Raw genomic sequence first — 20,011 nt, forward strand, 5'->3', positions numbered from 1 at the left:
TCTGTGTTATAATAAGAATGTTGTGAAAACGGTAAGCGTTTTTACGAATGTTTGTGTCAATTTAATGAACAACGTACATAATATTATGCATTTTGTTTTTACAAGCTGTATAGTAAAAAAAGATAAATAGCGGAATAGAACGTATTTAGAGCAAAAGCATTGGCAAGGAAGGGAGCAAGGGTCTTGGTAAGAACTATAAATGAGACATTTTTAAAAGCATGTAGGGGGGAACGTACTGATTATGTACCAGCATGGTATATGCGTCAAGCAGGTCGTTCACAGCCGGAATATAGAAAGATTAAAGAAAAGTATTCTTTATTTGAAATTACACACAATCCAGAGTTATGTGCTTACGTTACAAAATTGCCGGTTGATCAGTATAACGTAGACGCAGCAATTCTTTATAAAGATATTATGTCACCACTACCTGCAATTGGTGTGGACGTAGAAATTAAATCAGGTATTGGCCCAGTTATCGATAATCCAATCCGTTCTTTACAAGACGTAGAAAAACTAGGGGAAATCAATCCAGAAGATGACGTACCGTACATACTAGATACAATTCGTTTATTAACGACAGAAATGTTAGACGTACCGTTAATCGGTTTTTCAGGAGCTCCATTTACATTAGCGAGCTATATGATTGAAGGCGGTCCATCTCGTAACTACCATAATACGAAAGCGTTCATGTATGCAGAGCCAAAAGCTTGGTTCGCTTTAATGGATAAACTAGCAGATATGGTTATTACATATTTAAAAGCGCAAATTAACGCAGGAGCAAAAGCAGTTCAAATTTTCGATTCTTGGGTTGGAACAGTAAATGTAGCAGATTACCGCGTATTTATTAAACCAGCAATGGAGCGTATTTTTGCAGAAGTTCGCACGATGGGTGTACCGATGATTATGCACGGCGTAGGAGCTGCACACTTAGTAAATGAATGGCACGACTTACCGCTTGATGTAGTCGGCTTAGACTGGCGTTTACCAATTGAAGAAGCACGTGCACGTGGCGTTCATAAGGCGGTACAAGGTAATATGGACCCTTCATTCTTACTTGCACCATGGTCTGTTATTGAAGAACATGTAAAAGGTATTTTAGATCAAGGGATGAAACAGCCGGGTTATATCTTTAACTTAGGTCACGGTGTATTCCCAGAAGTAAATCCGGATACATTAAAACGTTTAACTACATTTATCCATGAATACTCTAAAGGGCAGTTAGCGAAGTAAAGGAGAATTGCTGTATGAAAAAGAAAATTGGTTTGCTTGTAATGGCATACGGAACGCCATATAAAGAAGAAGATATTGAACGTTACTATACACATATTCGCAGAGGAAGAAAGCCAAGTCCTGAAATGCTGGAAGATTTAACAGAGCGTTACCGTGCAATTGGTGGTATTTCTCCTTTAGCTACTATTACATTAGAGCAAGCTAAAAAGTTAGAGAAGCGTTTAAATGAAGTGCAAGATGAAGTAGAGTACCATATGTATCTTGGTTTAAAACATATCGAACCGTTTATTGAAGATGCAGTGAAAGATATGCATAACGATGGTATACAAGATGCAATCGCACTTGTTCTTGCGCCGCACTATTCTACGTTTAGCGTGAAATCATACGTTGGACGAGCACAAGAAGAAGCTGAGAAACTTGGAAACTTAACAATTCACGGCATTGATAGCTGGTATAAAGAACCGAAATTCATCCAGTACTGGGTTGATGCAGTGAAAGGTATATATAACGGTATGTCAGAAGCAGAACGTGAAAAAGCAGTATTAATCGTATCTGCACATAGCTTACCAGAGAAAATTATTGCAATGGGCGATCCATACCCAGATCAATTAAATGAAACAGCTGACTATATTGCAAGAGGTGCTGAAGTAGCAAACTATGCAGTAGGTTGGCAAAGTGCAGGAAACACACCAGATCCTTGGATTGGTCCAGATGTACAAGATTTAACGAGAGAATTAAATGAAAAGTACGGTTATACTTCATTCGTATACGCACCAGTTGGGTTTGTTGCGGAACATTTAGAAGTTTTATATGACAACGACTTTGAGTGTAAAGTTGTAACAGATGAAATTGGCGCAAAATATTATCGTCCAGAAATGCCAAATGCATCGGACGCATTTATTGACTCTTTAACAGATGTTGTAGTAAAGAAAAAAGAATCTGTAATGTAAGAAGAAAGGGGGAGCCTGCTTGAGGAAAAAAGTTGTAATCATCGGCGGTGGCATCACAGGATTAACAACAATGTATAACTTACAAAAAGATGTTCATGACAAGAACTTGCCGATCGATACATTATTGATAGAAGCATCGGGTAAAATTGGTGGGAAAATTCAAACCGTTCGAAAAGATGGATTTACAATTGAACGCGGACCAGATTCTTTCTTAGTACGAAAAGAAAGTGCAGCTAGATTAGCGCGAGAATTAGGTCTTGGCGATGAACTTGTAAATAATAAGGCCGGTCAATCATTTATCCTCGTAAACAATCGGTTACATAAAATGCCGAGCGGATCAATGATGGGAATTCCAACGCAAATTACACCGTTTCTATTTTCCGGGCTGTTCTCCCCAATTGGTAAACTAAGAGCTGGTTTTGATCTATTAATGCCGAGATCAAAGCCGGTATCTGACCAATCACTCGGGCAGTTTTTCAGACATCGCCTCGGAAACGAAGTGGTTGAAAATCTAATAGAACCATTACTATCGGGTATTTATGCAGGGGATATTGATGAAATGAGCTTAATGTCAACATTCCCGCAAATGTATCAAATTGAGCAGAAATATCGCAGTATTTCACTCGGTATGCGTACGCTCGCTCCGAAAGAAGAGAAAACTGAACCGAAAAAGGGAATCTTCCAAACAGTGAAAACAGGTTTAGAATCTATCGTAGAATCTCTCGAAATGAAGATGCATGAAGGTACGATAATAAAGGGAACTCGCATTGAAAAAGTTGCAAAACTTGGTGATGGTTATACGATTACTCTTAGTAACGGAAAAGAAATAGAAGCGGACGCGGTCGTAGTGGCAACATCGCATAAAGTATTGCCATCAATGTTTGCGCAGTATAAGCAGTTTCGTTTCTTCCGTAACATTCCAGCCACATCAGTTGCGAATGTGGCAATGGCTTTCCCGAAATCAGCCATTCAGCGAGATATTGATGGTACAGGATTTGTCGTATCTCGAAATAGTGATTACACAATTACAGCATGTACGTGGACACATAAAAAATGGCCACATACAACGCCGGAAGGAAAAATGCTTCTTCGATGTTACGTTGGACGACCTGGTGATGAAGCAGTTGTAGAACAAACAGAAGAGGAACTCGTTCAGCTTGTACTAGAAGACTTACGAAAGACGATGGATATTACAGAGGATCCAGAGTTTACAGTCGTAAGCCGCTGGAAAGAAGCGATGCCCCAATATACAGTAGGTCATAACGAGCGAATGAAGAAACTCACAACATTTATGGAGAAAGAGTTGCCAGGTATATACTTGGCAGGTAGTTCTTACGCTGGTTCTGGTCTTCCGGACTGTATTGATCAAGGTGAGAGAGTTGCAAAGTGTGTATTATCTCATTTGGAGAAAGTAATAGATACGGAATTAATCGCACAATAAAGTGAAACGCCTTCAATCACATTGAAGGCGTTTCTTTTATTATATAAAATACTTATTCACCAATAAACATATATAAGTTATTTGGCTTTATCACTGCATCTCCTGCATAAATAATCCATTCTGTTAAGTTATCAAAATCTAAAGGATAAATATTTCCTTCACTCATATCTTCTATAAAATATGGTTCATTAATGAGTATTCCTTGAATAAAGTCTTCTGTTATATGCTGCATTTCAAACCACATATGTTCACTTTTTCCTTCTTCGTAGGAGACACCAAACTTAGCTAGGAAACGAAAATCTTCATTTGATTGTTCAATTTGAAAAATGTTGCTGAAATACCCGAAAGTATTCTTCGCATTGTAAGCCATACGAGCCGTTTCACTATTTGTTTTATAAAACATGAGCCCTGTAGCTTCCTCGTGTTCTTTAAAAAAGCTTTCGATACATTCTTCTGAAGTATCAAATTTGAACAAGAGAACAGATGGCGATTGATGGTATTCATCTCGGTCATCCATCCCGCCTAAGAATGTGTTTTGTGCATCTATTGGTTGTAGCTTCACTTCTTCATTCTCAATTGAAGATAATTGATCCATACTCGTTTTATGCCCAATATAAGATAATCCTTTCTCCCATGGAACAGCTACTGTATGTATAGAACCTTGCTGACTATGTGCGATAGCGATAGGCTCATTCATAGGGACTTGTCCATTCTCAACGGCATTATTCGCAAATGTTTGAAAGAGGTCACCAATGCCGTAGTAGGAAGAAATGCGATTTGGAATAATTAATTCTATTTCTGTTACACCTGCTCTTAAAAGGCCGTGTGTATGAAACCAATATTGCGTAGGCTCGCCTTCTTTATCGTCTTCATAAACGGAATGAATAACGTATAAGTCAGGAATGTCAGGTAATAATTCATTTTCAACGTGATATTCAATATAGCTTCTAGATATCACCTTCATTGCTGCACTTGAATCGATTACAAATAACAAGTCTGGCGCAAGGTTCCATAAAAACTGTAACTGCTGGAAAAAGCAGTCCAGTACATCGCCTACAAATAGCGTACGGGTGAAAATTTCAGTACCGAAAGCCGCATCTTCAAAATTACGATCTACGATTGTAGAATCTTGTCTATTGTACATTTTATATTCTTCTGGATCATTCGCCTCATCAATATGCAGTTCATACGGTATGATTGTTTCATCCATATGTAACTCAACAATAAGGCTTGTCTCATCACTGTAAACAATTTTTAATTCATCCACTTTAGTAGAGATAGTCTCTAGCCGCTGTTTTAACTGTTCAATCGTAATTCTAGTTGGTATAACAGCAATCATATCTGAAAAATGACGTTCTAATGTTCCATTCATAGCTGCGCGGTATGTTTCTGTTTGCACTTCCATCCAATCACTCCTATTCAAATGAATACATTGTACATGCTAATGAAATTTCGATATTTTCTGTTTTCTCTCTCTAACATTATAGAGCGCATTCGTAGAAGGTGTAAAATTATTATTTTGTATTATAGTTTGAAAGCTTGTAAATTAAATAAATTTTTTGTAAAACTTGTCGAAATGTAGTTCTATATAACGAATCATTTGATATGATAGAAATGCTGAGAAAATATGAAATAGGGAGAGGAAAATGACTGTGAAGAAATTGTTAAGTGTCTTTTTATCATTCATACTATTGCTTTCATTTACTGGAACTTTAGTACAAGCAGAAGAAACGACTTCTATGTCAGTAGAAAAAGCAATTCAAGTATTTAAACAGCAAGGGAAAACGAAGGGGTAACTAACTGTTACGATTTATTTAACCGATTATAACCAAAGTTAATTAAATATATCAGTAAGCCCTGCTAGTCAAGTGATTGGCTAGTAGTGAGGGTTAACTGCGGGCAATCCCTAAAGCTGATTGAACTACAACGTGGCTAGAAATAGCGAGCGTGAATGTTGCGAAAGCAGAAAAAATCAATCAGATCGTGCAAGGTTAAATCCTAAACACTAGAAACAATGGGTCTTCCGCCTCGAATCATCTAAGTCGAAATGGATAAGATGAACGTTCAACGACTATCTCGTATAACTGACGAGAGTACATCACAAGCCGATGGTGGTGGAAAAATCCTCTATCTCTAAAGAGATAAACATATAGTCTGCGCTCATGTGAAAACATGAGAAGTTCATAAGAGAACTGGCTAAGGAATTGCGCCCTTAGTTGAACGAGATAAATTTAATTAAATCTATCAAGTCTCATTGAATCTCCGAATCTATGCATTATGGTAAATGCAATGAGGTGAGAATAATAATGAAATTTTTACGAGTTAGTCAAGTATCGGAATTAACAGGTTTGTATCCTAGTAGTCTTAGGAGAATGCTGATGGAACACGCTACTATTCAGAAGAACAAATCTTTCATTATCTGAAAGGTGAGTGCCCGAATAATCGCACAGTAAAGGAGTTAAATTCTGATGATATTGGCGAAGAAAGTCAGACTGATTCCAACGCCTGAACAAGAACAAGTGCTTAGAAACCATGCTGGTGCTGCAAGATTCGCTTATAACTATTGTAAAAGAATGAGTGATAGATACTATAAGCTATTTGGAAAATCTGTTTCACAGTTAGCTTTACAGAAACGATTTACAAAGATCAAGAAGCGAAAGAATTATGAGTGGTTAAAAGACATCAACGCACAAGTTCCCAAACAGGCTTCAAAAGATTTTGATAAGGCAAGGAAGCATTCGTTCAAAAGGTACAAAAATGGTTATCACACTTCTTATAAATCCAAAAAAGATTTAATTCAAGGATTTTATGCCAATTATGAAAGACTGGTTATAGGAAAGAAAGTAGTTGATATTCAGTCTATTGGAGAAGTGAAAACAAGCCAACAACTACCAAGAAACAAAAAACCATCCAATCCAAGAGTTACATTTGATGGTCGTCACTGGTGGATTAGTGTAGGGTTCCAAGAAGATTTTGAATCACAAGAACTAACCGGTGAGTCGATTGGTGTGGATGTTGGTTTAAAAGAGCTGTTTGTAGCTTCTAATGGTACGAAAGAACGAAATATAAACAAAGATGCCAAGGTTAAAAAACTTTTGAGAAGGAAAAAGTCAGCGCAAAGAGATATGTCTAGGAGATTCAAAAAAGGTGTAAAAATTCAATCTGCCGGATATGAAAAGGCAAAAATAGAGCACCTTCGGTTATCTAGGAAAATTACAAATATCCGACATAACCATATCCATCAAGCAACAGCTAAATTGGTGAAAACCAAACCAATGAGAATTGTTGTGGAAGACTTATCTATCTCAAACCTGTTAAAAAACAAAAAACTATCGAAAGCATTTTCATTTCAAAAATTACACTTCTTCTTTCAATGTTTATCATACAAGTGCGAGAAGTATGGCATTGAGTATGTAAAAGCTGATAAATGGTTCGCCTCAAGCAAGATTTGCTCATGTTGCGGAGTAAAATACGACCATTCAGTTCAACCAGAAGGACAGTGGAGTTTAAAAATACGTGAGTGGCGTTGTGCTTCATGCAATAGCCATCACGATAGGGATGTAAATGCGTCGGTAAATTTATCAAGATGGGTAAAATAAATGCTTGATAATAGGAGGTAACGATACTGCCTCGTGTGGAGTGTTATACCCCTCGTCCCTTCGGGGTTGCGAGAACACGCTGAAGCACTAACTTGTGTAAATTTGATTGAATTGTATAGATTTAGTTAAGTTTATCGTATCGGACAGTGGAAGGATATATCGTTGGATATACGCAAAGTCCTTCTAAATACACGAAAGATCCGGCTAAGTTTGACGACACAAATGTGGCAATTGCCGATTCGCCAAATGAAACGAATCCAGACAAAATCATGCCTGTTCAGTTGCCAAAAGGCGATGTGAGAGCGGCAGTAAACGTGAAAGATCATCCTGAAAATATTGGGAAGAAAGTTAGTTTAACAGGGACGCTTGAATTATATTTTAGTAGCCCAGGTTTAAAATCAGTAACAGCTCATAAGTTTCAAGGAGAAGGACAAAACCGTGTTAGCGATGTAGTAGCTTCGCCTGGTGGCGGGGAAATTGCGAAAGGAACAGCAGTAACATTAACAACGAGCACAGAAGGAGCAACAATCTACTATACGTTAGATGGCTCTAACCCTACAAATAAAAGTGTTCGTTATAACGGACAAATTGTAGTGAATGAAAATAGTGTAATGAAAGCAATTGCAGAGAAAGAAGGCCTTACTTCTTCAGCAATTTCAACTTTTTCATTTGTTATCGTAAACAATGAACAGGTTCGTATTCATGATATTCAAGGTAAATCACATATTTCTCCTTACAACGGGAAGAAAGTGTACAATGTGGAAGGCGTTGTAACAGCGCTTGATAAAAATGGTTTTTATATAGAAGACAATCAGCCAGATAATGATCCAGCTACCTCAGAAGGTATGTACGTATACAAAAAAGATGCGAATGTAGCAGTAGGAGATCTTATTCAAGTTGATGGAGTAGTAGAAGAATATGTTGGTCCTGGATATGCAGAAAGGTTTGAAACAGACTTAACGACGACGGAAATTAAAGCGAGCCGCGTTGCTGTAATCGCAAAAGATCAACCTTTACCAGCACCGATTGTACTTGGCGAAAACGGTGTGAAAATCCCTGATCAAATTATCGATAATGATGCATTCGGTTTATTTGATCCAAATGAAGATGCAATCGACTTTTATGAAAGTGTAGAAGGTATGCGCGTTACGATGCCAACGCCAAAAATTATTGCCCCTCAGAAAAACGGGAATTTATATGTAACAGTGAAAAATGGTGGGAATAAAGTCGTAACGAAATATGGCACACCTGTATTAGATGAAAATCAATTAAACCCAGAGCGTCTTTCTGTAAAAGTACCTCGTGATTATGTAGCAAAAGTAGGAGATACTTTCACAGGAGATATAACAGGAGTAGTCGGATATGATTACGGTGCGTTCCGCATTGCGCCAATAACGGAATTACCATCTGCAGTAGACGGTGGATTTAAGCAAATAGGAGCAAATATTCAGCCGCGTCTTGATAAGTTAACAGTTGCTACATATAACATTGAAAACTTCTCGGCGAATAAAAAAGAAACAACAGATGAAAAAGTAAAAGCGTTAGCGTATTCTATTAAATACAATTTAAAAATGCCAGATATTATCGGTGTAGAGGAAATGCAAGATAATAATGGAACGCTTAATGACGGTACAACAGATGCTTCGTTAAGCGCAAAACGTATCATTGATGCAGTGCTAGAAATTCGTGGACCAAAGTATGAGTATGTAGAAATTGCTCCAAACAACAATTTAGACGGGGGAGCACCAGGAGCGAATATTCGCGTCGGTTTCTTCTACAACCCATCACGTGTGAAATTAGCAGCAGTACCGAAGTTACTTGATAAAAATGTCGTTCGCATTGGAGACGAAAATCCATTGTTTGAAAGTACACGTAAACCGCTTGCGGCAGAATTTACGTTCCAAGGACAAAACATGGTTGTCGTTGCAAATCACTTAAACTCAAAAATAGGAGATGCAACGCCATTTGGAAAAGTGCAGCCGCTCGTATTAAAGAGTGAAGAAAAACGAATTCAGTTAGCGCAAGAAGTAAATCAATTCGTACAAGGAATTCAGAAAAAGAACACGAATGCACCAGTTGTTGTGTTAGGGGATATGAACGATTTTGAGTTCGCTAAACCATTAAAAACGTTAGAAGGAACAAACTTAAAAAATATGTTAAACACAGTGCCGAAAGAAAATCGCTACACGTACATCCATGAAGGAAATGCACAAGTGTTAGATCATATTTTAGTAACAAACAACATTGCACCGCACACAATTGTAGACCCAGTACACTTAAACTCAAACATTATGAAAGAACATGGACGTGTAAGTGACCACGACCCAGTACTTGCTCAAATTGATTTGAAGAAGGCTTCTTAAATAGTTGAGAAAGAACGCTTAGAGATATACTGAGCGTTCTTTTTCTGTAAAATTCATGTTAAAATTAATCAAAAATTCAGTTTTTTATAATGAGGGGGTTAAAGATGCAAGCATGGTTAAATGGAAAGTTAATGAATCAGCTTGCAATTTTTTTTAGTACAATCGTCATGCTTCAATTTGTAGCTGATATAACAGGGCTTACACAAAATTTAGATATTACATATAACTTAATACATACAGCAGCATCTTATATAACGTTTAGTTTGGCAGTTATTTTTACTTTAATCGGCGCAAGTAGAGAGTTGAGTAAATATGCAATTATTACATTATGTTTAGTGGTAGTTGTTAAAGCGATTTATTTTGTAGCGGTCGTTATTTTATGGGGATTGGCTGGTACGCCGTAAAGGGGAGGATGATTATATGAGTATCGAAAATATACGAGTGATACATGTAAATGATAATAAGAGCGTAATTCCCGTCTAACTTAGGGAATTACGCTCTTATTCGTTCAATGATTTAGTCTGAAATTACTTGAAACGCTTTTCTACACCGATCTCTTCTTTGCAACCTTCTTTTATATTTTTTTCTATCGCGCTTTACGCCTTGTATATACATGAATAAGCTAATGAGAAGGAAGAAAGTACATTGCATCGTTAAAATGTACGGTGACATTCCATTCAATGGTTGCTTTGGGTCATATAAATGAATAGGTGCTCCGCCTATTGTAGGGAATATTGTATTTAGCAGGACGTACGGAATGGAGTTAACTGCAAATGGAAATAGAATTGCCATATAGTCCTTTTGTGACCATGCAGATGCAGCAAGTCCTAAGAGGGCCATTAAACCTGCAAATAAAAAATTAATTCCGATATATACCGTAATGTAAGTGAGGGGCGCATCTAAATATAGGTTTGCGAACATTCCATCATCATTTATGATGCCTGAACCAGCTATAGGTTCTCCGTCTGGAATGGTTAATTTGCAAAATAATAACGATAAGATGAATGGAAATGTATAAAGAAATCCTCCGCAAAAAAACGTAACGATATATTTCGTTACTGAATAAGGAAATAAAGAAATTCCTTTACTCACGAACGGTTTAAAACCATCTGACTTATCGGAATTGTAACTTGTACTAAAGGGGAAACTCGCAATAACTGGCATTAATAATAAATAAACATCCATTTCATTGTCACGAAATCCAATCCATTTTATATCTGTTGATATAGGTCCGCTCACAGCGTCTCCTAAATAACGAATGACATAATAATAGTGATAAATACAAATAAGAACAAATCCACTAAACATAATAATTAAAGAAACACGATTACAAAAAGCTTGCTTTATATTTAAACGAAGCGCACGCATCATGACTGAAAAAGCCTCCACTATTTTGATAAACTTGTCTATTTTATATATTACTATTAATTGTAAAGTTTTTCTTGTTTTTTTATTTGATTATTTGAAAAAAGGGAAATTTGTTGTTGTGAAGTAAGGTTTAGTTGAAAGTAGTTTTTTCTAAAATATGGTTGACAATTAAGTATTACATTTGTAATCTTAGTTATAGATTACAAATGTAATACGAAGGAGTGAAATATATTATGACAAATCAATTACCTAAAATATCTGAAGCAGAATTAGAAATTATGAAAGTACTTTGGTCGAACTCTCCACAAACAGCGAATGAAATTATAGAAGAATTGGAAGATGCAATGGACTGGAAACCGAAAACCATCCGTACATTAATTAATCGATTAGTACAAAAGGAAGCCGTTTCTTATCATCAAGATAAAGGGCGTATGTACGCTTATTATCCGTTAGTATCACAAGATAATTATTTACAAGTTGAAACGAAATCGTTACTAAAGCGTTTTTGCGGTGCGGCGTTTAAGCCGTTACTGGTCAATTTCTTGAAAGAGGAGAAATTATCTTCAGAAGATATTAATGAACTGAAACGCATTTTAGATGAGAAGACAGAGGAGAATAAGAGGAAGGATCGATAAAAATGATAGACATGCTTATAAATGTATACCTTCCTCATTTTTTTGATTGGCTTATAGAAACGTCACTGATGGCTAGCATATTAGTTGGATTTATTTTATGTATAAAAATTCTGCTTAGAAATAAGTTAACACCCCGGTGGCAATATATGCTGTGGATCGTATTAATGATAAGACTTCTTTTACCATGGTCACCAGATAGCTCGTATAGCATTTATTCATTACTTTCCTATCGCTCTAGTGTATCGGAAGTTATTCCAAAAAATATGCCGTCTACGGAGAGTATAGTGAATATAGAAAGCGACCGTAAAGTGGAATTGGAATCAAATTCTGAAACTGTGACAAAAAATAGGGAACCTGAAGTAAAAGCGGGTGCGGAACAACAGACTACATTATCTTTATATAAAATTGCTCTATATGTTTGGCTAACTGGGGTAATTGTATTAGCAGCCATCACATTTATTACAAATAGACGGTTATATTCGTACATAAAGAAACAACCGGATATTACGGATGAACAGATCGTTACAGTATTTAATCGCTGTAAGCAGTCTATGAAAATAAAGAAGGTAGTTTCATTACGTTTAGCAGGAAAAATTGCAAGTCCAACTGTGTTTAGTTTCTTCCGCCCGAAAGTATTACTATCAAAAAAACATATGAAAGTATTAAATGAGCAACAATTACAATATGTTTTTTACCATGAGTTAGCTCATATTAAGAGAAACGATGTAGCTGTAAATTGGATTATGTACAGCTTGCTCCTATTTAATTGGTTCAATCCGATTCTTTGGTACGCCTATTTTTGTATGCGAGAAGATCAAGAATTAGCCTGTGACGCATATGCACTTACTTTTATAGATAAAGAGGAGCAAATTGCATACGGTCATACAATTATTACCCTTCTAGAACACTATTCCTATCAAGCACCAAGCCTAGCAAATTTAAGTAGAAATAAACGAACACTAAAAAGGAGAATCGTTATGATTAAAAAGTTCCAGAAGAAATCGTATCGTCTTTCTTTACTCGGAGTTATTGTCATAGTTGCTATAGCATCCCTCTCTTTATTCAACGCACGTGCAACGGAAGGAAAGGAAAAGCAAGAGGATAAAGTAGAGCAGTCAAAGGATGCTTTCCAAAAAGCTGTAGATATGCTGTATGGTACAGAAGAAAATGCGAAAAAAGAATATCATTATTCAGCAAGAGTGTATGAAGAAAAGACAGATTACTTATATTTAGCTGAAAAAGCTTTAACAAAAGATGAATTCCAGCAGTACATAAAATTATCTAAAAAAATTATTAATATACAGAAAAAAGGTGCTCCGAGAGATTCTGACTACGAGTCAACAGTTTTTAGAGAAGAGCGTTTATCAAAAGCTGATCGTGACAAATTATATGCACTTTATGATCAAGCAAAACCATTTGATGACAAAGTATACGAATCTTTAAATTACACGGTAAAGGAAGCGCAACAACATGTTGATTTTCAAATTAAGAAGCCAACGTACACAATTGAAGGATACAATCTGAAGGATGAAAATGTAGGTTATTTTATTAAGAGAAGACCTGAATTAATTATTGAATTAGAGTATACAAACGGAAAAGGAAACTATACAACTTATCAATCGCAAGTATTTGGAGAAAGTAAAGATCCGTTTCATGCTTTATTTGCTGTAGAAGAAAACATTGAACAGTACGAATTAGAAGGTAATCAAATATTCTACGCGACTCATAACTCGGATAGTAATTTACAAGGTATGAAGATGGTTGTTCCTGCAAAAGGGAAAGATAGTGCGTATCAAATTGTCATTATTAATCATAGTTTAGAGGATCAAGGAGAAGCAGTATTTGATAAAAATGTAAATAAGGAAGAGTTAGAGAAGATTATGATTTCTATGTTGAAATAATAAAAAGGTGTTCTAGAGATGTATATCTTAAGAACACCTTTTCCTTTTCTCTTTTCTTCTGATAAACTATGGACAGTATGATATAACTTGACTGGAATTTTTTTATACTGGAAATAATAAAAAAGAGAACTTGTATACAATGTAAGCGTGTGGTAATATCAAAGATGTACTGATTGACTATATTATCCAATTGGTCATTTTTGGAGGTGACGATGTGGCAATAGATCGAAAACGTTCTATTATTGAAGCTGCAACAAAGTCTTTTTCAGCGTTCGGCTATAAAGCAACAACGATGGATCAAGTAGCGAAGTTAGCGAATGTAGGAAAAGGGACGATTTATACTTTTTTCAAAAATAAAGAAGAGCTATTTGGTGAAATTATTTCTAATTTAATTACAGAAATGAAGCAAGTTGCAGAAAATGCAATTCGTTCAGATGTTTCATTTTTTGAAAATGTACATAGAGCATTATATAGCATATTAGAATTCAGAAAAGAACATCAGCTCATGATTAAGTTAATTCAAGAAGAGCGTGATATGGGAACGAAAGAAGTACAAGAAGTGATGCAACAAGTAGATGTGGAAATTGTTTCTGTCATTCAATCGTATTTAAAGATTGCGATTGATAAAGGTGAAATTAGCAAATGTGATCCAGAAATTACAGCATTTATTATGCTTCGCTTATACGTATCGCTTATTTTTGATTGGGAAAAAAATCATGAACCGCTAGAAAAAGAAAAAATTGCAGAATTATTTGAACTTTATTTATTAAAAGGATTGTCAAACTAAGATAATCCTTTTATTATTATAAAAAAGTGACCAATTGAACGAAATGGTCATACATTTAATTTAAGGAGGGATAATAGAAATATTCACTTCATAGTAAGGAACAGCTGCATAGTATAAATTCGGAGATAAGGCATATGTATGAATAAGTATAGCCTTTTTGTTTGGGGAAAAATGACCAAATGAACATTTTGGTCATTTAATAAAGGGGGAGAAATGATGAAATGGAATCAGTTACTTTGTAAAGAGTTCACACAAATTATAAAAAGTAAAAAAATATTAATTCCAATTATCGCGGTTCTATTCGTACCGATTTTATATGCGGGTATGTTTTTATGGGCCTTTTGGGATCCGTATAAACAGTTAGATGATTTACCAGTGGCGGTAGTCAATTTAGATAAAGGTGCAGTATTTGATGGGAAACCAATTGAGGTCGGAAAAGGGCTCGTTGATAATTTAAAAGATAATACAAGTTTTAAATGGGAATTTGTAAGTGAGAAAGAAGCGAAAAAAGGAATGGAAGGTAGAAAGTATTACATGTTAGTACGCATTCCAGATGACTTCTCAAGTAACGCTACAACGTTATTAAAAGATGATCCAAAGCCATTAAACTTAGAATATATTCCAAACGAAAGCTTAAACTTCTTATCTTCACAAATTGGCGGGACAGCAATTGAAAAAATTAAAGGTGAAGTATCAAGTACGTTAACGAAAACATATGCAGAGAAAATGTTTGATTCTATTCAAGACGTCTCAAAAGGATTAGCAGATGGGGCGGAAGGAGCAAATAAACTACATGACGGATCAAGTGAGCTACATGATGGTTCAAGTAAAGTGACGGATGGCCTTCATACACTGCAAGGGAAGTCTGGGGAGATGAAGGATGGAGTTGGGAAATTAGCAGATGGATCTAATAAGTTAGTAGATGGGTCTGGAAAAGTAACAGCAGGTTTAAATACATTAAATAGCAAAACGGGTATAGGAAAATTACAAGATGGATCCGGAAAAGTAACAGACGGTTTAAATACGCTAAATGGCAAAACAGGTGAAATGCAGACAGGTATAGGAAAATTAGTGGACGGATCCGGAAAAGTAACGAACGGTTTAAATACGTTAAATAGCAAAACGGGTGAATTGCGTGATGGATCTGAGAAAGTGACTCGTGGCTTGAACAAACTAGTAAGTAAATCTGGTGAATTACAAACAGGAACAACTGACCTATCAAATGGTATGGGAAAACTTGCTGAAGGGCAAAGTCAATTAGAAAAAGGGTCTCAAGAAATTCAAAAGGGATTGCAAGAGTTAAATAGTAATGTACAAAAGTCTGCTGTAGGCTTAGAGGAAATGCAGTCGAAAGTTCCTTCTATATTGAATACAGTAAATGAGAAAATAGATGGAGCTGGGGCGAATATAAATCAGTTAAATGAACTTACACAATCAACAGCAGGAGATGCAAAAAATGCAGCGCAAGAGGTAGCGAATTTACAAAAGCAAATTGAAAGTTTACCAAAAGAATATCAAGAGCAGTTACAACCATTCGTAACAAGTGCTGTAAAAAGTACAGCGACAGTTCAGCAAAAAGCTACCGGAGTAGCAGGTGGAACAAATAAATTAAATGAAGAAGTAAAACAATTAACAGGCGAAATACATCAAACAACAAATGGATTGCAAAACAAATTACCAAATCCAGCAGGGGTGAAAACTCTGGCAGGTGGTGTTGAGAAATTAACGAACGCACAAAATGAATTTGTTAGTAAGTTTCATGGGTTTGGTGAAGGATTAGATAAAGCAAAAATAGGTGCGGATAAATTAAAAGATGGATCAGTTCAATTAATTGATGGAGTAACGCAATTACAAAGCGGATCCGGAAAAGTGACAGCTGGATTAGGTCAATTATCTGCAGGAGCAAATCAATTAGCAGATGGCTCAAACCAAGTAACAGGCGGTTTAGGTACGTTATCTGTAGGAGCAAACCAAATGGCAGGTGGAATAAATCAATTAGCGGACGGTTCAAGTCAAGTAACAGGTGGTTTAGGTACATTATCAGTAGGAGTAACCAAATTAGCAGATGGCTCAAATCAAGTAACAACAGGTCTGGGCGGTCTAAATGGTGGCCTAAATAAAATGTCAACCGGCTCAACCCAACTAATCGACGGCGTAAATAAACTAGCAGACGGATCCGGAAAAGTAACAGATGGTCTCGTAAAAGTAAACGATGGTTCAGGTGAACTTGCTGAGAAACTTGGTGAAGGAGCAGAGAAAACTGGTGAAGTAAAAGGGACGGATAAAACGTATGATATGTTTGCAAGTCCTGTAAAAGTGAAGACGGAGAAAATGGCGGAAGTTCCTAACTACGGAACTGGATTTACACCGTATTTCTTATCACTCGGTTTATTTGTTGGGGCATTACTATTATCTATCGTATACCCATTACGCGATACAGTTGGCGTTCCGAAATCAGGATTTAGTTGGTTTATTAGTAAGTTCGGCGTGTTACTATCAGTCGGTATTATTCAAGCGATAGTAGCTGATGTTATATTGCTATTCGGATTAGGTGTAGAAGTACAAAGTATTCCATACTTCATACTCTTTAGCATCGTTACAAGTTTAGCGTTTATCGCATTAATTCAATGTTTAGTAACAGCATTCGGTGATGCAGGGCGTTTCATCGCCATCATCACATTAATTATTCAGCTTACAACAAGTGCTGGGACATTCCCACTAGAATTAATTCCGAAGTTTTTACAACCATTCAATGCTTGGTTACCGATGACATACTCTGTATCAGGATTGAAAGCAGTTGTATCAAGTGGAGACTTTAATTTTATGTGGCAAAACGTAGGAATACTCATGATTTTCATCGTTGTATTATCAGTTGGAACAATTGCATCATTAACTTGGATGCACAAACGACAATTTAGAAATATTGCAGAAAATCAATCGATTGAAGCATAGAAAAAAGCACCTTTTTGGTGCTTTTTTCTTTTAACTTATTGTTTGTATAGGTAGCCTACTATGTTAGTGTTACTTTTTGTTTTCGTTCTTTCATTCCATTTCTATTCTTTTTAATGCTAATTCAGCTGCTAATTTCCCGTTATGTTGGCCATGTTCTTTAACCCAATTTAGTTTTTCGCTAGCTGGCACGTATCTATGGAAACCTAGAATTTCAGCGGCTCTCTCTTGTACCCACATATCCGAGTCGTCCAAGAGGGGCAGTATTTCATGCAATTGTGCGCGAGGAGTTAAAGCTATAATTGAAAATAAATATTGAGTTCTTTTAGCTTCATTTAATTCATCGTTTTTAAGAAGGTTTTTCAATTCATTAATGGTTTGCACATCTTGCTTTAGTTGCAGTTTATCCGTATTTTCTTTGGAACAAGGATAATATCTTGGAAGTTCATACCAATCGCTTTCAGGACTTTCTAATAGAGCTTTTATTAACGTTTGTACATGAGGATATACTGGAGATAAATCTATTTCCTCATGGTCTATAAAACAAACTTTTCCTGTTAGCGGTCCTAACATGTAAACACCTACATAATTGGAATTATCATCTGTCCATAATGGGAAAACTTCTGAAATATTAACATCTTCATGTAGGTATAAATACATTTCCATGGCTTCTTCAAAGGATAATAAGCGTATTAAAAAGTCATTCTTGTGCTGCAAATAGATTGGATTTTTGAAAGCATTCATCATTTCTTGAGGTAATGATATGTTAAAAAAAGTTGCAATTTGATTAAATAAATTGTCCATTATGTATTCTCCATTCATTATATTTAAAACTAACTCGAAATTTGAACCTCTTCATAAATGGAAACGAATGTTTCGTGGGATTATTTCGTCATCAACAATTTCGTATTCTATTTACTTATACTACTATAAATTTTTTACTATACATTAATAATACAAAAGTCCTTTGCAATAACGCCAATGTTTTAGAAAATAGATTTTTTATTTTCTGTATTAATTCAGCTATTCCAGAGGCTCAATCAATTTGTCCTTGGAGCTCTTGCTTTTAATTTCTGATTGCAGTCTAAACGAAAGAAAAGGATTTACAACAATTTACAGAGAAAACTAGAATAGAGGAGTTGATATGATGAAAGGAAATCTTACTTATTATTTTATCATAAATCCGCTAATCATCTTTCTTGTTTACGCCCTTTCACCTATCTTGTTTCATAAAGAAAAATATATAAATATGAAAGATGCACTAGGAATACTTGCAGTTTATTATGTGCTAATTAGTGGGTATTACTTTATGGATGCTGTAAGTGAAAGAATGAAGAAGAATAGTAAGGACAAATAAAAAAACATTACATAAAAACTCATGGAGGACAACAAAATGACTGAAAGTGAAATGAAATTCAGGGATACGACCATTCGTAACTTTTTCGATAAAGAGGACCGCCTAAAATCGATTCCAGGTCAAAAGAAGAAAAAACTAGTATTGTTAGAGCATTTAATTAGCAAATTAAACGCTGGAAATCAATATACGGAAAAAGAAATTAATACATTTATAAAACAATATCACGATGATTTTTGTACGATTAGACGTGAGTTTATTGTGCATGGATTTATGGATCGAGAGGATAATATGTACCATATAAACGGGAGGGAAGTTTGGACGAAGTGGGAGGAGTTAAAATAATGAATCAGCGGGGGAATCCCCACTGATTATGAGTCTGTGCTAGTTTTACATTTTCTTTGAAGTAAGTTTATGAACTCTTCAACATTCGAACTTGTAATGTATCCAAGCGTTATATATTCATCTTCATAGTAAAATATTATTTTTTTGTCAAAGATTCTTCTCTTCGTTTCTATGGATAGAATTTTTTCATAATCAAATTCGGCAAGGAACGTGTTTTTATATTGGCTAAAAAAGAGAAGTCTTCTATTAGTAGCAAGTAACATGCCAGGATGCGGGACTTTATGCGTAATAATATAGCCAGTAAGTGAACATTTTAAAGTAGATAAAATTTTTTCTTCTTTATGTAATAGTTGTTTTGCAGCTGTTAAGATTGGATTCATTGCATACATTCCTTTTATTTTGATGTATGAATATTGTATCAAGAGTAAAAAGATTCTCAATATGTAATATTGCATATTGGGCGTTTTATAGTTTTAATATTATTTTTTAAAAGAAAAAGTACGAGGTGATTCAATGATACGATTAGCAAAAGAGACTGATGCAGAAGCAATAATGAATATTAGAAAAGAAATTATATTATCGGAAAGTACTACAAAGTTTTTCATAGTATCTCCAAAGAAATTACCAAATGATATTGATGCAGAAAAAGAAAAAATACGGAAAAGCAATGAAAAAGGGAATCTTTATATAGTTTATGAAGTAGATAGTAAGGTGGTTGGCTTTTTACTTTTCAAACGCTACGAACTAGAACGCCTACGACATGCAGGTACAATGGGAATGGGGATTAGAGAGGCGTGCTGTAATCAAGGAATTGGTACGAAACTAATTGAATTTCTTATTAGTTGGGCTAAAGGACAGGAAGGTTTAGAGAAAATTTGCTTAGGTGTAGTTTCTATTAATGATAGGGCGATTAAGGTGTATAAACGTATGGGGTTTGTAGAAGAAGGAAGACAAAGAAAGCAAATTAAATATGAAGATGGAACATATGGAGATGACGTATTGATGGGGTTTTATCTTGAATAAAATAAAAGAGTCTTCTATTGATAGCAAGTGAGACTTTATGAGTCATCATATAGACGGTGCATATTT

The 20,011-nt window shown here is 35.5% G+C and carries 17 protein-coding genes and 1 pseudogene; 14 read left to right on the plus strand and 4 right to left on the minus strand.

The genetic code is table 11. The features are described 5' to 3' along the window. Positions 1-183: 183 nt before the first annotated feature. From hemE to hemY, 3 genes are read left to right on the plus strand one after another with little or no spacing between them, the layout of a single operon-like run. Positions 184-1,230, plus strand: coding sequence for a uroporphyrinogen decarboxylase (gene hemE / locus ATN06_RS05625; protein ID WP_000252614.1), 1,047 nt, complete (start codon positions 184-186; stop codon positions 1,228-1,230). A gap of 14 nt (positions 1,231-1,244) precedes the next feature. After that, positions 1,245-2,180, plus strand: a complete 936-nt coding sequence (gene hemH / locus ATN06_RS05630; protein WP_060629861.1) for a ferrochelatase — start codon at positions 1,245-1,247, stop codon at positions 2,178-2,180. A gap of 19 nt (positions 2,181-2,199) precedes the next feature. Next, positions 2,200-3,621, plus strand: coding sequence for a protoporphyrinogen oxidase (gene hemY / locus ATN06_RS05635; protein WP_060629862.1), 1,422 nt, complete (start codon positions 2,200-2,202; stop codon positions 3,619-3,621). 52 nt (positions 3,622-3,673) lie between these two features. On the opposite strand, the gene ATN06_RS05640 is transcribed toward hemY, so the two are convergent. Beyond that, positions 3,674-5,026 carry a DUF4026 domain-containing protein gene (locus ATN06_RS05640; RefSeq protein WP_060629863.1) on the minus strand — a complete coding sequence of 451 codons (1,353 nt, stop codon included), beginning with the start codon at positions 5,024-5,026 and terminating at the stop codon, positions 3,674-3,676. A gap of 241 nt (positions 5,027-5,267) precedes the next feature. Between ATN06_RS05640 and ATN06_RS29150 the strand changes: the two genes are divergently transcribed. The 4 genes and pseudogenes from ATN06_RS29150 (at position 5,268) to ATN06_RS05655 (ending at position 9,987) form a co-directional block, all read left to right on the plus strand. After that, on the plus strand, positions 5,268-5,417 hold the full coding sequence (locus ATN06_RS29150; protein WP_170955040.1) for a hypothetical protein: 150 nt from the start codon (positions 5,268-5,270) through the stop codon (positions 5,415-5,417). 672 nt (positions 5,418-6,089) lie between these two features. Next, on the plus strand, positions 6,090-7,220 hold the full coding sequence (locus ATN06_RS05645) for an RNA-guided endonuclease InsQ/TnpB family protein (protein WP_060629864.1): 1,131 nt from the start codon (positions 6,090-6,092) through the stop codon (positions 7,218-7,220). Between the two features lie 146 nt (positions 7,221-7,366). Beyond that, positions 7,367-9,583: pseudogene (locus ATN06_RS05650) on the plus strand (DUF6359 domain-containing protein); the annotation flags it as partial. 104 nt (positions 9,584-9,687) lie between these two features. Continuing rightward, a complete protein-coding gene (locus tag ATN06_RS05655) occupies positions 9,688-9,987 on the plus strand; it encodes a hypothetical protein (protein WP_060629865.1) in 300 nt (99 codons plus the stop codon). Between the two features lie 112 nt (positions 9,988-10,099). Here ATN06_RS05655 and ATN06_RS05660 read toward each other — a convergent pair whose 3' ends face one another. Continuing rightward, a complete protein-coding gene (locus tag ATN06_RS05660; protein ID WP_060629866.1) occupies positions 10,100-10,954 on the minus strand; it encodes a hypothetical protein in 855 nt (284 codons plus the stop codon). Positions 10,955-11,184: 230 nt separating this feature from the next. Here ATN06_RS05660 and ATN06_RS05665 point away from each other — a divergent pair, with 230 nt between their 5' ends. From ATN06_RS05665 to ATN06_RS05680, 4 genes are all read left to right on the plus strand, one after another. After that, on the plus strand, positions 11,185-11,586 hold the full coding sequence (locus ATN06_RS05665; RefSeq protein ID WP_000184503.1) for a BlaI/MecI/CopY family transcriptional regulator: 402 nt from the start codon (positions 11,185-11,187) through the stop codon (positions 11,584-11,586). Positions 11,587-11,588: 2 nt separating this feature from the next. Beyond that, positions 11,589-13,487: a M56 family metallopeptidase gene (locus ATN06_RS05670; RefSeq protein WP_060629867.1), complete on the plus strand. Its 1,899-nt coding sequence runs from the start codon at positions 11,589-11,591 to the stop codon at positions 13,485-13,487. A 214-nt stretch (positions 13,488-13,701) separates the two neighbouring features. Continuing rightward, positions 13,702-14,274, plus strand: coding sequence for a TetR/AcrR family transcriptional regulator (locus tag ATN06_RS05675; protein ID WP_000963375.1), 573 nt, complete (start codon positions 13,702-13,704; stop codon positions 14,272-14,274). Positions 14,275-14,490: 216 nt separating this feature from the next. After that, positions 14,491-17,226 (plus strand): YhgE/Pip domain-containing protein, encoded by a 2,736-nt coding sequence (locus ATN06_RS05680; RefSeq protein ID WP_060629868.1) that lies wholly within the window; start codon positions 14,491-14,493, stop codon positions 17,224-17,226. A 90-nt stretch (positions 17,227-17,316) separates the two neighbouring features. Here the strand turns inward: ATN06_RS05680 and ATN06_RS05685 are convergent, their stop codons facing one another. Next, positions 17,317-18,027, minus strand: a complete 711-nt coding sequence (locus ATN06_RS05685; RefSeq protein ID WP_060629869.1) for a hypothetical protein — start codon at positions 18,025-18,027, stop codon at positions 17,317-17,319. Positions 18,028-18,367: 340 nt separating this feature from the next. Between ATN06_RS05685 and ATN06_RS05690 the strand changes: the two genes are divergently transcribed. Beyond that, positions 18,368-18,580 (plus strand): hypothetical protein, encoded by a 213-nt coding sequence (locus ATN06_RS05690; protein WP_060629870.1) that lies wholly within the window; start codon positions 18,368-18,370, stop codon positions 18,578-18,580. Positions 18,581-18,616: 36 nt separating this feature from the next. Beyond that, the gene (locus tag ATN06_RS05695; protein ID WP_000140295.1) at positions 18,617-18,922 is read left to right on the plus strand and encodes a DUF2087 domain-containing protein; all 306 of its coding nucleotides are present in this window, start codon (positions 18,617-18,619) and stop codon (positions 18,920-18,922) included. Between the two features lie 26 nt (positions 18,923-18,948). Here the strand turns inward: ATN06_RS05695 and ATN06_RS05700 are convergent, their stop codons facing one another. Beyond that, positions 18,949-19,302 carry a PH domain-containing protein gene (locus ATN06_RS05700; protein ID WP_060629871.1) on the minus strand — a complete coding sequence of 118 codons (354 nt, stop codon included), beginning with the start codon at positions 19,300-19,302 and terminating at the stop codon, positions 18,949-18,951. Between the two features lie 133 nt (positions 19,303-19,435). On the opposite strand from ATN06_RS05700, the gene ATN06_RS05705 reads away from it, so the two are divergent. Beyond that, a complete protein-coding gene (locus ATN06_RS05705) occupies positions 19,436-19,945 on the plus strand; it encodes a GNAT family N-acetyltransferase (RefSeq protein WP_060629872.1) in 510 nt (169 codons plus the stop codon). Positions 19,946-20,011 lie beyond the last annotated feature (66 nt).

This window comes from Bacillus thuringiensis, assembly GCF_001455345.1.
GTDB classification, from domain to species: domain Bacteria; phylum Bacillota; class Bacilli; order Bacillales; family Bacillaceae_G; genus Bacillus_A; species Bacillus_A thuringiensis_N.